The sequence below is a fragment of the Dyadobacter sp. OTU695 genome (genome assembly GCF_038440355.1).
GTDB lineage: Bacteria > Bacteroidota > Bacteroidia > Cytophagales > Spirosomataceae > Dyadobacter.
The window spans coordinates 113,368-128,681 of the sequence record NZ_JASATN010000017.1 but is presented as its reverse complement, the minus strand read 5'-3'; the positions used below and the strand labels follow the sequence as shown (position 1 = coordinate 128,681).

16 protein-coding genes and 2 pseudogenes are annotated in these 15,314 nt (G+C 43.3%); 5 read left to right on the top strand and 13 right to left on the bottom strand.

Annotated features, from left to right (window positions below; translation table 11 throughout):
- Window positions 1-161: 161 nt before the first annotated feature.
- The 8 genes and pseudogenes from AAHB90_RS32865 to AAHB90_RS25580 form a co-directional block, all read right to left on the bottom strand.
- A pseudogene (locus AAHB90_RS32865) lies at window positions 162-524 on the bottom strand (IS66 family transposase); the annotation flags it as partial.
- 54 nt (window positions 525-578) lie between these two features.
- A pseudogene (locus AAHB90_RS32860) lies at window positions 579-899 on the bottom strand (transposase domain-containing protein); the annotation flags it as partial.
- A 58-nt stretch (window positions 900-957) separates the two neighbouring features.
- On the bottom strand, window positions 958-1,206 hold the full coding sequence (gene tnpB, locus AAHB90_RS32855; protein ID WP_446717928.1) for an IS66 family insertion sequence element accessory protein TnpB: 249 nt from the start codon (window positions 1,204-1,206) through the stop codon (window positions 958-960).
- A 76-nt stretch (window positions 1,207-1,282) separates the two neighbouring features.
- Window positions 1,283-3,463, bottom strand: a complete 2,181-nt coding sequence (locus tag AAHB90_RS25600; RefSeq protein WP_342088073.1) for a trypsin-like peptidase domain-containing protein — start codon at window positions 3,461-3,463, stop codon at window positions 1,283-1,285.
- 4 nt (window positions 3,464-3,467) lie between these two features.
- Window positions 3,468-3,845, bottom strand: a complete 378-nt coding sequence (locus AAHB90_RS25595) for a hypothetical protein (RefSeq protein WP_342088072.1) — start codon at window positions 3,843-3,845, stop codon at window positions 3,468-3,470.
- A 593-nt stretch (window positions 3,846-4,438) separates the two neighbouring features.
- On the bottom strand, window positions 4,439-6,235 hold the full coding sequence (locus tag AAHB90_RS25590) for a M43 family zinc metalloprotease (RefSeq protein WP_342088070.1): 1,797 nt from the start codon (window positions 6,233-6,235) through the stop codon (window positions 4,439-4,441).
- Window positions 6,236-6,270: 35 nt separating this feature from the next.
- Window positions 6,271-6,705 (bottom strand): hypothetical protein, encoded by a 435-nt coding sequence (locus AAHB90_RS25585; RefSeq protein WP_342088069.1) that lies wholly within the window; start codon window positions 6,703-6,705, stop codon window positions 6,271-6,273.
- Between the two features lie 251 nt (window positions 6,706-6,956).
- Window positions 6,957-8,249, bottom strand: a complete 1,293-nt coding sequence (locus tag AAHB90_RS25580) for an alpha/beta hydrolase family protein (protein ID WP_342088068.1) — start codon at window positions 8,247-8,249, stop codon at window positions 6,957-6,959.
- 467 nt (window positions 8,250-8,716) lie between these two features.
- Here AAHB90_RS25580 and AAHB90_RS25575 point away from each other — a divergent pair, with 467 nt between their 5' ends.
- Complete coding sequence (locus tag AAHB90_RS25575; protein ID WP_342088067.1) at window positions 8,717-9,175, top strand: hypothetical protein; 459 nt, start codon at window positions 8,717-8,719, stop codon at window positions 9,173-9,175.
- A gap of 12 nt (window positions 9,176-9,187) precedes the next feature.
- Complete coding sequence (locus AAHB90_RS25570; RefSeq protein ID WP_342088066.1) at window positions 9,188-9,613, top strand: hypothetical protein; 426 nt, start codon at window positions 9,188-9,190, stop codon at window positions 9,611-9,613.
- Between the two features lie 490 nt (window positions 9,614-10,103).
- Here AAHB90_RS25570 and AAHB90_RS25565 read toward each other — a convergent pair whose 3' ends face one another.
- Window positions 10,104-10,262, bottom strand: coding sequence for a hypothetical protein (locus AAHB90_RS25565; RefSeq protein WP_342088065.1), 159 nt, complete (start codon window positions 10,260-10,262; stop codon window positions 10,104-10,106).
- A gap of 424 nt (window positions 10,263-10,686) precedes the next feature.
- Here AAHB90_RS25565 and AAHB90_RS25560 point away from each other — a divergent pair, with 424 nt between their 5' ends.
- Both AAHB90_RS25560 and AAHB90_RS25555 read left to right on the top strand, forming a co-directional pair.
- The gene (locus AAHB90_RS25560) at window positions 10,687-11,907 is read left to right on the top strand and encodes a site-specific integrase (protein ID WP_342088064.1); all 1,221 of its coding nucleotides are present in this window, start codon (window positions 10,687-10,689) and stop codon (window positions 11,905-11,907) included.
- Window positions 11,908-12,057: 150 nt separating this feature from the next.
- Window positions 12,058-12,282: a hypothetical protein gene (locus AAHB90_RS25555; RefSeq protein ID WP_342088063.1), complete on the top strand. Its 225-nt coding sequence runs from the start codon at window positions 12,058-12,060 to the stop codon at window positions 12,280-12,282.
- A gap of 81 nt (window positions 12,283-12,363) precedes the next feature.
- Here the strand turns inward: AAHB90_RS25555 and AAHB90_RS25550 are convergent, their stop codons facing one another.
- Complete coding sequence (locus tag AAHB90_RS25550) at window positions 12,364-12,987, bottom strand: hypothetical protein (RefSeq protein ID WP_342088062.1); 624 nt, start codon at window positions 12,985-12,987, stop codon at window positions 12,364-12,366.
- 140 nt (window positions 12,988-13,127) lie between these two features.
- On the opposite strand from AAHB90_RS25550, the gene AAHB90_RS25545 reads away from it, so the two are divergent.
- A complete protein-coding gene (locus AAHB90_RS25545) occupies window positions 13,128-13,511 on the top strand; it encodes a helix-turn-helix domain-containing protein (RefSeq protein ID WP_342088061.1) in 384 nt (127 codons plus the stop codon).
- A 62-nt stretch (window positions 13,512-13,573) separates the two neighbouring features.
- Here the strand turns inward: AAHB90_RS25545 and AAHB90_RS25540 are convergent, their stop codons facing one another.
- From AAHB90_RS25540 to AAHB90_RS25530, 3 genes are read right to left on the bottom strand one after another with little or no spacing between them, the layout of a single operon-like run.
- Entirely contained in the window at window positions 13,574-14,038 is a 465-nt protein-coding gene (locus AAHB90_RS25540) for a hypothetical protein (protein WP_342088060.1), read from the bottom strand.
- Between the two features lie 56 nt (window positions 14,039-14,094).
- Window positions 14,095-14,940: a relaxase/mobilization nuclease domain-containing protein gene (locus AAHB90_RS25535; RefSeq protein ID WP_342088059.1), complete on the bottom strand. Its 846-nt coding sequence runs from the start codon at window positions 14,938-14,940 to the stop codon at window positions 14,095-14,097.
- Window positions 14,937-15,302, bottom strand: a complete 366-nt coding sequence (locus tag AAHB90_RS25530) for a hypothetical protein (RefSeq protein WP_342088058.1) — start codon at window positions 15,300-15,302, stop codon at window positions 14,937-14,939. Before AAHB90_RS25530 ends, AAHB90_RS25535 begins: the two co-directional genes overlap by 4 nt.
- Window positions 15,303-15,314: the final 12 nt, after the last annotated feature.

Below are 15,314 nucleotides of genomic sequence, written 5' to 3'. Positions count from 1 at the left end.
GTCATTGAGGGCGGCAGAGCAACTTGAGCCACCTCCGGCGGAGCAAAGTGAGCCAGTCCCGGCGGAGCAACTTGAGCCACTTTTGAGCGATCAGATTTGGTAGCTGTAATTACCGAAGTTTATCCGGCATTGACCTTGAACCTAAGTATCCGGCCGATGAACTACATGTTGATTGACTCGGGGATTTTGTTGAAGTTTTGCGGGTAAAGGCTTTTGATGTGCTTGTGGTTAACTGTGCAGATGTTTTGCAGGGTGTGTTTTAGCCAATGGAAGGGATTGACGCTGTGTTTTTTGCAGATTGCAAAAAAAGAATAGATCATGGCAGCACGTTGTGCAGCATCGTGGGTTCCGGCGAACAACCGGGCCGCCGGGCGGTAATTTTTTCTGCCCAGGGCCAAGGGGCGAATGGCGTTTTCGATTTGGTTGTTGTCTATTAACAGATTTCCATCGTACAGATATGCACTTAGCGCATCCCAGCGGGCGTAGCTGTATTGCATTGCTTTTCCGATTTGGCTCTTTGGAAGCGTGCTTTCCATCTCTGAAAGATCACCTGCGGGGTAAATTTCGATCTCTTCAACAGGCAAGTGTGATGGAAGTGCCGCACGTCCTTTGTGATTGGGCCTGCTGCGGACGTAGTTGATCTTTTCTTTCAGGATTTCTTCTTGCGTGGTAATTTGCTCTGCGGGGGCTTGGAAGGGAAGTTCAATCTGGGCCGGATCACCTTCGAAGCGCTCCCGTTTTTGCCCAAACTGCATCCGCTTGTACATCGCAAGCTGCGATTTGAGATAAGCGTTTTCATCTTCCAGCTCTGCTATTCGCTCTTCACTGTAGGACTGCTTTTCCTTGTTTATAAGGGCTATCAGTTCTTCTTTTGAAAGTGATTCCAGCGACAAATCCATGCACTAAAGATACAGATCCGGAAGCATTTCGGCTAATAAAATGTGCCCTTTTTTATATCTAAAGACGGAATCTTGTCTTCTGTGTACTCTTTTGTATTTGGACGCCCTCTACCATCAGAACCAGTTCGGCCCAACTCAAAGATACCCGCCCATCCATCGCTTTGGGTAGTGGAAACGTCCCTTTTTTAAGTCGTTTATAATACAAAACAAAGCCCCCGTTTTCCCAATGCAGCAATTTGATATGGGTCCGCGGCCGATTCAGAAAAACGAATACTTTGCTTACGAACCGAGCAGGAAACGGCCGTATAGGCTATTTGCAAAGGCTTTTAAAACGAAAAGCGCCCGGTGTTTGCCGGGCGTTTTTCGTTAATTTCAATTAAAATTTACTCTAACAGTATTCTAATGATGTCTACCTTGTTCTCTTTCAACCTACTATTTTTGATATGGAGGTAATAGGTGCCGCGAGGTAATGCTTTTGCATCGATTTCTATCTGTTTGCCATTTTTGAGACCGTTGTGCTGATAAAGGGATTGAACGTCAACGTTCTTAACAGGATTAGTAGACTTTTCTGAAAACAATATAATCTCGTCAGGCAATGATTCCGCACTTTCAATGTGATCGAATTCAATCGTGATATGATCCTTTGCCGGGTTTGGAAACACAGTATATTTTGCGAAGCAGTTGTTAAGACATATTGTCAAATTTTCGCTTCTCGATCCGCATGAATTTGAAATACTGACATTTAGGTAATAACAACTAGCATTATATCCAGTAAAGGCAGTGCTAGATTGGCTTGCATTGGCTATAAAACCGTTTGGATCGCTTTGAGACCAATAGTAAGTCGAAGATGGATCATTAGGTACCGCAGCAATTGGAATATAGCTATTTGTACATCCTGTGCCATTCGATGTAGATTGACCATTCACTAGGAAACCAGCAAAGCTAGGTGGGCCGACTGTAACAGTCTTCGTGATAGTTCGTGAGCCACAACTATTTGGAACAGTGGCGGATATTGTTACCGTTCCAATAGCTGTTCCGGGCCTGGTAGCCGTACCGGAAGAGTTAATTGTTAACACAGACGTGTTACTACTAGACCAGCTAACTGAGGCACCAGATCCTAGGTTATCCACCGAAAAGTTTCCACTTGAACAAATTAGTGTAGGGCCGGAAATCCTAGAGAAAAACGTATTAACAGTAGTAACTCCTGTGTTATCAGGGTCGAGCCAATCTCGAAGCCGTGTATCACTGGTTGTACCAAGAGACCACGATTTATCGAAGCGGCCATAACGTTTTTGGATTGGTGCGCATCCGGCCGGTCCACCATGTAATTGACCGACAATCCTTTTGTTTTGATCAAATAGAGGCGAACCAGAAGAGCCGCCTTCAGTTGTTCCATTGTCGTATCCTACGTTCCAGTGACTATTGCTAGGAGATGTCGTTCCGTCTGTCCATGTGACGCTACTAGAATTTGTAGAAACTGCATTATTATCAAATGATATTTTTTTTACATCTCCATCTGGATGATGTATACCAACGGCGCTTGTTGCCGCGGAACCACTTCTGTCCCACCCTGCAAAAGAAACACCATGATTTATTCTAGGTTGCGTCATCAATTCAAGTAGCGTCATATCAGTAGCTTGTAATGCAGCTCTGAAGTTGGCACCGTTAAATGAAATATAGCAGTTGCCATCTGCCAGCGGAGAACATGTTGGGCTATGATATCTGAACCTATAAACCCAATTGTTAACGGCATTTCTCTCAGCAGTAGACAACGTGCCCGATGTTGCATCATTGTCCAAACAATGAAAGGCAGTAAGCACATAAGGTTTAAAGTCCTGACGTTGGTTATTAATCAAAGCCCCGCTGCACCATCGGGTGGCGTAGTCAAGCATTAGCATTACAACTGCATCACCTTCATCTCTCCAAGCACCACCGTCGCAGGTCCAATCACGGTGGCATGCCAGGGAAGTTCCGAAATTTTCTGGAACGTTGTCGGATCCCTGCTGAAAGGCTCTACGATAGCCATGAATCACGTTAGAAATATGTATGATACTTGACCCTGAGTTCTTATCATTTTCCGTCAGCTCTATAACTATTCTATTTCCCGGAATCAAATCAGTCCAGAAGATCCCGTTGGAAGGTACGTTTTCCGAGTTTACCGGACCATAAATAAACGAACGGTCATGGTTATATATGTTCAACTCTGCTCCTGGAGACAAAAATATCTTATCAAAAATCAAGTTAATGCTATAAGCATTAGTTGATTCAATTTCGTAGAGTCTTATCGATTTACCATTGATTACTTGTGCCTTCGCTTCCTTAATAATGTCGATATCACTTTCAAAATTTTTCCCAAATCGACGCGGGTAGTCATGTAAAGCTTCAACACTATCTTGCTTCAATAGCTCCTTTCGCTCATTTGGTGCCAAGCCAAAGGTTTTCATTGATTTGGAAATCACAACTCCGGCGGGAATTCTCGATGGTTGTACCCATTTCGACATGATCTGTGCCTTTGAAGCAAGTGCCAAAGTGAAGAATAGGCACGACAATAAAAATGTTTTCATACAGCTAATTTTTTAAAGTTTCAACTGATATAGTTAACTTAGGTAATCCGCCAATTTCACAATAATTTCCATCGGTAAGTCCTTGAATATAAGAGAATTGTAGGGTATCCCCAATTACGCGTCGGTCAAGCGGGACATTGCCGACAAGTACTGCATTCTCATAAGTGGCAGCTGGACTTGAACTATCAAATGGTCCTTCTAGATTGGCAAAAAATTTCCATTCTTCTCCTTTAAGCGAGCCATTGATGATTTGCATAACTGTCCCGCCACACGTCGGTTTTAGAATTCTAGCAGTTACAATCTCTGAAACCTCGTTTTCGGTACATCCTGTTTCGAAGACAAATGGAATCACCATTAGAATAAAATTTAGTATAGTTCTCATCAGTTCTAAAATTTAGATTAGCATTTATGTTTAGCTCTTGACACGATACTAAGCTAAATCGTTGTATCAATGCAGGAGCATTCAAATGAGTCAAAAGAGAAACATGAGATACAGCAAGCACATTGGTAGATGTACATTGTATGTACATAACCGGATGTATACAATTATGCGCTGGGTGCTTGGGCAGTCAGGGTCAGAAGAAACCCTTGGTTACTCCAAATATATGAAATAGAACTATTTTTGCAATTTTTATAATATTAATTTTACAATTTCTTTTGTATCGGTATTAAATGCAAAAGTTAATGAGAATTACGGTTTTAAGATGTTCTTACAAAGGATGGGGGGAAAATGTACATAAGTTGGTGAGAATAGTTTGGTGTTCTACAAGAGATGATGGGAGTGTTTTGACAAGGCTAAATTTACAACTGATTGATTACGAGCTAGAATGTTCGCAGGTTAGTTCTCATCTTCTGTTGTATTTGACAATAAAGACCGAAGGGCCAAAGAACCGTATACCGGCAAGCCTAGGTGGAGAAAGGGAAAAGTTGTCGGAGAAACGCCCGACAATCGCCGGGCGTTTCTCTTCTATGAAATTATTGCAAAAGTATTCTTATGATTTCTAACTCTTTGTCTTTCAGTCTACTGTTTTTGACATGGAGGTAGTAAGTTCCTCGTGGCAATTCTTTTACATTGATTTCTATCTGCTTGCCATTTTTGAGACCGTTGTTCTTGTAAACGCTTTGTACATTAACGCTTTTAACGGCCTTAGTTGATTTTTCGGACAGTAAAACGATTTCATCCGGCAAGGACTCTGCACTTTCAATATGATCAAAGTCAATCGTAATATAATCATTTGCAGGGTTTGGAAACACCGTGTACTTTGCAAAACAGCTGTTAAGGCATATTGTTAAATTTTCGCTTCTCGACCCGCACACATTTGAAATACTAACATTGAGATAATAGCAGCTTGCATTATATCCGGTGAAGGCAGTGCTCGATTGGCTTGCATTGGCTATAAAACCGTTCGGATCGCTTTGAGACCAATAGTAATTAGAGGATGGATCATTAGGTACCGCAGCAATTGGGATGTAGCTATTCGTGCATCCGGTTCCATTTGACGTGGACTGGCCGTTAACTAAGAAACCAGCAAATTGGGGTGGGCCAACTGCAATAGTTTTACTCATGCACAATCCCCCGGCTCTAACAGTAATTGTTGCAGGGCCATTAAAAAGTCTTTTTACGGTAAGTGTATTTGTACCTTGGCCTGAAACGATTGTTAGGTTTGAGACTGTCCAGTTAAGTGAAGTAGCGGAGCTGGTAACGGAGAATGTATAGTTATTGTTATCGCATATGGTGCCAATCCCGCTAATATCGCTCAACTGGACAAACCCCGAACGTGCGCCGCCTGGCACGAACAGTGCCTTCATACGGTTCATTTGCCCTGTTGTAAAGAGGTTCATACACGCGTCATCTGTGTAATCCATATAATTCATATACATATTGCTGGTACCACACGAAGACTTTTGACCTGAAGGGCATTGGCCAATATAATTTCCACCTTGATTTGGTGTATCTGCAACTTGATCAGTTCCAGTACAAGCGCTACCATCGTCACCCCAAATGTGAAATAGTGATAGCCAGTGCCCTACTTCATGAGTAGCAGTTCTACCTTTGTTATACGGAGAACTTACATTACCAGTTCGACCGAAGGCATTATACTGTACAACAACCCCGTCAACATTTGCTGCGCCACCGGGAAAAGTTGCGTAGCCCAATAAGCCTTGATTCAGGTCGCATGTCCAAATATTAAGGTACTGGTCGCGATTCCATGCAGGGTCATTTGCTTTTATACTAGTTGAAGCTTCATTGACTGTTCCATCTGCGTTCCGGACAAGTGTATAGCTTGCAAAGTTGCCTTGGACGCGGCGGATGCCATTCGTAGGGTTGCCATTGGGATCTGTACAAGCCAAGCGGAATTCAATTTTTGTATCGGCTGCTACACCTGCAAATTCAGAAGGGGTATTGACTCGGTCAGCATTTAATCGACGATAATCTTCGTTTAACACAGCGATTTGAGATGTAATTTGATCGTCACTAATGTTACGTCCCACACCAACCGGCTCGCCATTATGAATTACGTGAACTACAACTGGAATAGTGACGATCGTTCCCGTATTTGGAATACTTTTGGAGGAAAATTGGCCTTGCGCCTGCTTTTCGGAATACTCTGCGGCTTTTCTGTCGATTTCTTTAAAATAGTTCAGAAGGGTTGGATTGTACTTTTGCAGCTCTTCATAATTAACGGAAGATGCACATCTTTCACTTGTTTGATTCTGTCCTAATACTCCGAAATAGGCAAAAACCAGTAGGAATAGCAAAGGTAACTTCATGAAAATTAAGCGTTTAGGTGAGTGCTGAATTTTATTTAAGGTTTGATTCCAATGGAGGTTAAGTCAACAAAATAGCCATAGTTAGAGCGAAGCGTAGGGTCTGTCATGGCGCCATAGCATTTCTTACGTTTGTATGATACGATGACCTTTGTTCGTGCTTTTTGGTACTGCGTAGGTAATGAATCGCACGGTACTAGAATATTGTCACCGATGCTATATTCTGCACGTTCAAAATCCTTGGGCTCGGTGCTCAATACGTATTTGTCTGGGCCTTGGTTGCCACCAGGAGCTTGATTGCCGGCGATTAGAATTACAACCGCTTCTATATCTTTCCTTTCGGCTACTGTGGCACTTTGACAATCACACTGTTCTGGTTCAACTTCGGGATCTTCGGATGTGCATTGAATTAATGTGCAGAGTAATGCAAATGCTATCATAATTGGTCGTAGTTTTTTTTTGTGTGAATCCATAAGAAATCGTGTTTGGGGTTAAAAAATGCAAGAAAATTAGATCATGCGGCTGCATTGAGCAAGATGTACACTGATAGACACATAAACAGTAAAAAGCGTTGTAAAAGGCAATAAAATATTCGCATATTTATAGAAAAATGTAGAATTAGTTATTGTCTTTGGCCTCTGTTGTACGTATCATGACGGCATTACCTCAAATACTCGAGTTGATAAGAATAATCATCCGTTTTTCCATGAAGGGTCCAATCAAACTAATCGTCCAAGAGAGTTTCCCGGTTTTGGTTTGCAACGAACTTATGAGCCAAAGCTGTTGAGTGGGTGATGATTTTAAGAATGGCTACACTAAAAGAATCTCCGAAGATAATGTGGCATTCATTCAGGCCTTGGAAGCGTGCTTGCTGATAGGGCGGGCGCGAAAATGTAGAACGTATCCAGTTTGTCATTTCTTTCAAGGCAAGAGGTGAAAATGTTTCTGTTGTCCTGTTATACTCCTCCGGGCCACCTGTTTTGCATTTTTGAAACAAATGGTTCAGGCCGGGTATTTCAACAAGTTTTACATTCTTGTTCCTGCCTTTCCGGGTAGCTTGCATTATACCCTTGAAATGCTCTTTTGGAGGTACTTGGTAGTCTTTCTCGCCGTTTAGTGCCAAGATGGGGCACTTTACCTTTTCGAGTGCAGCTGTCGGGTCGTATTTCACCAAATACTGAGTCCATGCCGATGAAAAATTATTAATAACAACGGTACGGGATTGCGTAAGCGAAGCGCTGTCCGATGTGAATGCGGATACGCTGTCGAGATTTGCGTTGATATACTGCTTCAATTGCTCGCGTAGAATTACTCGATCAGTGGATTGCTTCACGATATTTAATGCACCTGCGAAGACTATTTGTGCTTGCTGGATTCGCGCTTCTGGGTATTTGCGAACGCGCTGGAAAGCGGCCATTTGCAATAATATGGAAGAATCGCACGGCATTCCGGGCCCTGCGAGCATGATGATGAATGCGACATCAGTTGAACGAGCTGCGACCATAGGTGCAATCATGCCTCCTTCGCTCCGGCCAGCGAGGCCGATTTGGTCAGGATTGATTTCCCTTCTCACTTTTAGGAAATGAATTGCGCTTTCTACATCGTCTGCAAAATCTGCCGAAGTGGCCGATTGATAGTCACCTTCCGATTGCTTAACGCCCCGGTCGTCAAATCTTAGAACTGCAATCCCATTTCGCGTGAGGTGATCGGCTATCACGAGGAACGGTTTATGACCCATCGACTCAACATTACGGTCGCTCGGGCCACCACCGCTGATCAGTATCACCGCAGGAAAATTACCGTCGCGCGCAGGCAGAGTGAGCGTCCCCGCAAGCTTAATCCCAGCCTTCGGATTTTCAAATGTAATTTCCTCCTGATAGTAAGGAAAAGGCGGTTTCGGCTCCTGGGGTCTTAGATTGATAGTCTCTTTACTCAGAACTGATTTGTCGAGAAAGAAAATGAATGCAGCTATCGTCAGTATGATCGCCGCGATTTCTAGTGAAGTAAGTTTTTTCATGGCAGAACTGGATATGTAATTCAAAAGCAGTTACATGTTCCAGTTTACTATCGGAAAATATCGTGCGTAGAGACAGCACTCGGGCGACCATCCCTCTCTCACAAAGTGACAGCTAGAGTATCATCGCTGGTTAACATATCGCTAGTTATGCAGGCCAGGGCGTTTTCTGGTTTCTGTCCTCTTTTCAGCCGCTGCCGGTGAAATAGAGGGGTTGGATTTTTTATGGACTGTCCCGCTACACACTCTTTCGAGCCCGCAAAAAATGGGAGAATCAGATTCTTTTTTGACAACCACAGACTGAACCATTAAAGATTATTGAAGATAAATACATCATTTACACTACACTGGCGTATTATAGATACATACTATCTACTTTTTAGAAGTACCTTGAAATCTTAACGTTTCGTTAATACTGTTCTTTAAATATTTGATGATATTTGGCCATCACTAATCATTCTCAATTAAACATGAAATCACATTTCGCAATTGTGTTGGGGATATTTGTTCTAACCGCGTGCTCCGGCGTAGACGAAAATTCGGCGATTGAAAATCAAAAAACCATTCAGGATGTCACTAACGATGTTACGGTCTCTGAATTAAATGAATTACAAGAAAATCATGCTGTTATGTTGGCCCGAAATGAGTTTAATCTCGCCAATGTAGATTTTGACATGATTAAGGAAGGTCGAAAAAATGTCAAAAGCAATAAAGAATTAATTCTCCTATATGAGAAAGCGGGTATGACAAATGCAGCAAAATACGTTCAAAATAATCAAAAAAGAATCGATATTCTTAGCTCCCTAGTTAGTAAAAATCCAAATATAAAAAACCTTAGCCAAGTCGAGTTAATGCGTATGTCTTCCAGAATGACCAATCTTGATAGCAATTTTGTCCGCAAACTAATTAAGATTCGTTCAGTATTCTAAATCACAATATTTATGAAAAAAGTTAGTTTTTTTGTCCTTGTTTTTCTTCTTGCCTTTCTTTCAGTCCCTGGCATATCTCAATATACACCGACAAGGCCACCAACCCAATGTGAGGACGCGTGCTTGAGAGAATTTTCTCGCCAAGCCGATGGGCATGTCGCAAGCTATAGATCAGCGTTAACATCTATCGCCTATCAAGCTTTTGGAACGGCGGTAACGGCCTGGGTATCTTTCTTTGACGCCGGCGGATTTACTACCACTGGCGGTGCGGCGAATCCCACTTGGGGAACAGTCGTCACGCCTTTATTGGCCTTATTTCAAAATAATGTTTATCAGGATGCAATTTTTCAGGCGGATTTATCTTACTATTCGAATATCCAGAATGACATGAATGGTCTAAACTTATGTCTTGGACAATGTCCCGCGCCATCGTTATGAAATTAACATTGCAAGTAGATAGCAAGATTATCGGGTTTCTAGGAACAAGGATTGGTATAGGAGATACGGTTTACAAACTTGATAGCAAGGATTATTTAGTCACCTTACCTACACGAGTTAGATTGATTTTTCCTCGTTTACTACTGGTTAGATCACGAGCTATCTCTGTTGACAATAGCATGAATGAAGTGGTTATAAAAGTGCTATTACCACTTAAAACTCGCGTTTTTGTTAGACTATTAATTCATCTGATAGCCTACCTGATCCTATTATACCCTGTCTACGGTAAAATAAATACTTGGTTATTTTTTACTAGTATATTTCTCTACATTTTATCATTGATAAGTATTCTTGCGCAGGAAATCATTGTAAAAACGGTTTCAAGCCATTAAGAGCATGTAAAGTATCTGTTTGTCGTTAAATGCTACGATAAAAAACCGTTTTAGACCTAAAAAACAACTGCTTGCCCAATTGGGCAAGCAGTTGTTTTTTACATTATCAAACCCATTCCTTTATCTTTCCCGATATCCAATCCCTGCCTGCGCAGCTGCGGCCGGTACCCGGCCAGCTCCATGGCATTTTTAGCCGTGTCTCTTTCCAGCCATTTTTCGAGCATGCTCCGCGCCGGCGGGACCGCTGTCCTGAGCAACAGTCCGGCAAATCAGCCCGATATCATCTTCCCCCAAGCTTTTCATGTACGTTGACACCTGTGGGCGCTGCCTTTGAAATTGGCGAAGATCCCGGCCATGATTGCTCATAATTCATGTTTTTGAATGATTTTAGCTTAAAGATAACTGGACGACCGTCTTGCATCGTGACATCTCCACGAAAAGCAATCCTAAAAGCTATCAAAAGTCTGTAAATCATTGATTTGCAGACTTTTTTCGTTTATGGCCTCGTCAAAACTTTCAAAAAATCTCAAAGTTCTGGTGAGCAATTCGGTGAGCAATTTTGAAGTTAATATGGTGCTCACCAAAGTTGTTTTAACTATTTGATTTAAAGCCTGTTTGCGTGGTGAGCGTCTTGATTTTTGCCGACATGAAGTGTTTCTTTAATCTAAAATTATGAATGTTATGTTGACAAAAAGCTTTGGTTTACTCTTTTACTTGAAAAAGAGGTCTGGCAAATCAAAAGGAAAATTGCCAGTATACATGCGCATTACGATTGACGGGAGACGCACCGAAATTGCTGTGAAATCGGAGTGCGAACCTGCCCGTTGGAATCCATCGTCGGGACGGGCGTCTGGTAATAGGGAAGAAATCAGGAAATTGAATACATATCTGGACATACTACAAGGCAAGGTTTACGATATCTATCGTGAGCTTGTTTCGAAGGGAGTTGAGGTAACGTCTGAGCAAATAAAGGCCGAACTAAGTGGGGCGAAGCAGGATAAAAGGATGATTATACAATTGTTTCAGGAACACAACGATAGGCTGCGTGCGCTAGTCGGTAGCGAATTTTCACACAACACCCATAAACGATATGTGACATCCATGACTCATACTCGCGAGTTTATTCGCTGGAAATACCAACTTGAGGACATTGAAATCACCCGCCTAGATTTCCAGTTTATCGAAGATTATGAGTTTTGGTTAAAATGTCAACGAAAATGCAACCACAACACGACCATGAAATACCTAGCCAATTTCAAGAAAATTGTTTTGTCCTGTGTGAAACGGGGGTGGCTACTTAAAGACCCATTTGAGTCGTTTAAAATGGGTAAGCATGAGGTTGATCGCGCGGTGCTGACGGAGGCAGAGTTAAACAAAGTAGTTATGAAAAAGATGCCGACCAGTCGTTTGGATCAGGTTCGGGACATTTTTGTGTTTTGTTGCTACACGGGTCTTTCATATGCGGATGTCTACAAGCTCAAACGAAGAGAAGTAATAGTAGGAACGGACAATAGTCGTTGGATTACTATAAAACGACAGAAAACAGACACCGCCTCGCGCGTTCCCCTTCTGGCACCCGCAGCGGAAATTCTAGATAAATACAAAGATCACTCGCAGTGCACATTAGCTGACCAGCTTTTACCTGTACTGTCAAATCAGAAGATGAACTCATATTTGAAGGAGATAGGAGATCTGTGCCATATCGATAAGAATATAACATTTCACCTTGCTAGACATACTTTCGCTACGACGGTCACCTTGGCAAATGGGGTGTCAATGGAGAGCGTCTCTAAGATGCTTGGACATAGGAACATACGGACAACCCAGCACTACGCAAAAATAATTGACAAAAAGGTCGGCGAAGATATGAAAGCATTGAGCGAGGTTTTGGCGAGAAAATAGGACTTCAATCAGGTTAACATTCGGCAAAGAAACTCGCCATAACAGCGGTTAAATATGCGGCCCGATTTATGGATGACTACTGAAAGCCGCCCAAAGCTTATGGCATAATGGGCGGCTTTTCCGTTGTGTCACACGATAAGCTGGGTAGGAATGGATCAGAAACGACAGGTTAGTGGGCTCATCGAGAAAAGCGGGCTTTCAGCCAGCCAGTTTTTTCTGACACTGGCGCTGGGAATACCGTTCAAAAGGCCTAAGAAAAGAACGCTTCCCAAAACGACCGCTGGCACGACCCTGATCTTGGAACAACTTGCAAGTGTTTTGTCTTTTGCCACATTGAAGACCATGGGCTATCTGATGCTTTCGGCGCAGTGGTAAAAGGCCTGCTTGGACGTGGACATTTTAAGCGGTACAGTCAAGAAACATCAAGGCTAGGCATCGAAAGTCGCGGCGTGGCTTTCACCTTTGCAGCAAGGCCTTCTGCTCCGCTTTCAAGATTATGGAAAAAGCTTCAACGAGTGCTTCGAGTAGCTCATACTGGAATACCTCATTGCATTCTCCCGTCGCCTCGCAGATACTCATCTTGCTTAAACCATACTCGACCCAGTCTTCCAAAATCTGATTCCATGCATCCTGGCTGTAAGCATCAAAAAATCGTTTAATGGCAAGCACAGGTTGTTCTGCTTCCAAGAGTGACAACCTCCTTATAGTCCCCCCGTATTTAGCTGCTAACTGCTTGATCTCACGCATATATTGGAAATCGTTCTCAATCTGCTCTTCGCTAAATGGTGGAAAATTGCTGGGCTGCTTATCATCCCCAAGTGCCCCTGTCGTATCAAGGATCAGCTTTCCGGTATCTATCATTTTGGACAACTGCTTATACAGGGAAATAACCGTTGATGGCTCTCCACGGAAAAGGAATGGCCTTTCACCCGTCACCGCCTTCAACCAGTGCCACAAATCCACTCGCAAGTATTCCAGATCCCCAGGTTGGAAGAACACTAAGATGTCCTGAAGTGCTTCTGCTACTTCACCGTTATAGTTTTGTGGTGGCTGCGATACATTGATACCTAAATTCTCCATAATCCGAGCTTTTAGAAGCAAGGAGCTAACCAGCTCTGAGGTAGCGAACCATGTAAGGTTGTATCCTACTATGCATTGCTTGTATAATACTTCCGGACTGAGGGTTGACCTTGGCTCCGATATTTACTTTATTTGTAACCATGAGCACAGCAACAAAACCCGACCATATCGGTCACAAGATCTCACGCATCCGTGAATTACGCGGTCTTAAGCAGGAGTATGTCGCGCACGAACTGAACGTCAGCCAGCAAACCGTATCGAAAATCGAGCAGAGCCAAACGGTGGAAGATCAGATACTGGAGCAGATTGCAGAAATTCTTGGAGTGACCCCAGAAGGAATTAAGAATTTTAGTGAAGAAGCAGTCTTCAATTACTTTAACAATTTCAGCGACAACAGTATAAACCAGGGGCCGATAGGCTCATACAATGTATGCAATTTTAATCCACTGGACAAGGTGATTGAATTATACGAACGTCTTTTGCAGAGCGAGCGAGAAAAAATAGAACTTCTAAAAAATAAGTAATAGCAAAAAGCCGCAATCCTGCGGCTTTTTCATTTGGGAGATATTTTGCGACAAAGCGAATACTACTCCGTCTGTACGCGAGGCCTTCTGCCACGCGGTTTTCCGGTGTATTCCGGTTTGGGCGTTTCGGTTTCAATTACCAGCTCATAACCTTTGGTAGCCTGGTCAAAATCAAAAGTCGAGATCTTGAAGATCAGTTTTTCGCCCTCGAAATTAAGGCCCCCTTTTTTCAAAATAACGGCTAACGGAATTACATGGCCGCGGCCACTTTTTTCAAAGGAAAAAGTTTGATCTGAACTTGCAGCCGGAAGAAGATAAATAGATTTGATTTTTCGCTTTCCATCCTGTGCGCCGATCTTAAAATGGGTAGACGCGGGATCGATTCCCAAATCGCCTAGCACGGCAGCCGGGAAGACAAGCTTGCCGGAACTGGAAATGTAGCCAGCCGGCAGCGGCGTTGCCTTGGCCTCTTTGGTTTTAGGTAGGTTTTCCTCTGGGGAAAAGAATTTAATTGCTTTTAGCTTCATGGTGTTATGGGTTATTTCAGGCTAAAATAGGATATTCGTTTGGTTTAGTCTATCATTTACAAATGAAGCCCTAAACTTCTCCGCTTCCTTTTTCTCTTTTTTAGCTCTGGATTCTGGGTTGTCGCCTGGTTAAAGCTAATCCGGTTTTCCAGCAGGCCCAGCGAGTAATCCCTGCCGATAACAGAACCTTTTACCTTCATTTTGCTCTGGATATGAAAAAATGCGATGCCCCGTCCCACATAGGTCTTGTATCCGTGCCCGAGTAAATGCTGTTTCAATTCCTGGATCGAAGAGACTTGTGGCATCAAACGGTCAATTAACAATTTAAGCTTTATATGCGCCTTGTCCGCCAAATGAATCTGCTGGCCCAGGGCCCGGTTGATCCGCATATCGCGCGTTGGTACCAGGCTCAACTCCTGTTCCATCCGGCGGCAGAACTTGCCGGTCCGCGCATAGTTTTTGAAATGGTCGGCAGTGTTCTTTCCGTTGTAATTGATGCGGTTGGCGATAATATGAAAGTGAGCGTTGGCTGAATCTTCGTGCTTAAAAACGACCATCTGGTTCTGCTCGAAGCCAAATTCCTTGGCAAATTCTCTGCAGATCTGCATGATCTTGTCATTGCCGAGCTTTTCGCCCGGCGAAAAGCTGAACGATTGATGCCAGACGTATTTGGTAAGCTTCTTGTTTTTGGAGTGGTTGTCCGTGTACTGCCGGGCAAGGTAATCCAGATCCAGCGTCCCATCGGGCCCTGTTTTAAGGGCAAGGTTCTGAATGTAAATCAGCTCCCCTCTGATGTTTTGTCCCTGGATTTGCTCGTCTGCCGTTGTTTGCTGACTTTTCTGATAATAGCAATACTCCAAAATTCCTTTGGCGTAACTGCCCAGTCCTGCTTTTCCGATCATCTGCTGGTTTGCTGGATGAATTCTTTGATGGCATTTTCAATCTCGTAGTGGACAGAGGCGATATCTGCCGCCTCGTTTTTCCAGGCAGGCGCAAGTTCCTCTAGGGGCCCTGCGTAGTAGCTTTCATATTTTGAAAGCAGCTCGCGCGCCGACCGGGACATGCCCAGGGCCTCCCTAAGAATTTGCTCTTTGCTTTCCCCGGCCCCAAGGACATGGCCCAGATAATCCGACAGAGAGGAAATCCATGCATCGATTTCAGTAAGCGTCTTTTGAAAGCTGCGGATCTCAAAGCTTTCAAAAACCCAGCGGGTAATAAGGTCAGCAAGCAGCCGTACCCGCTGGCTGCTTTGTTGCCACTGCATAGAGAGCATCTG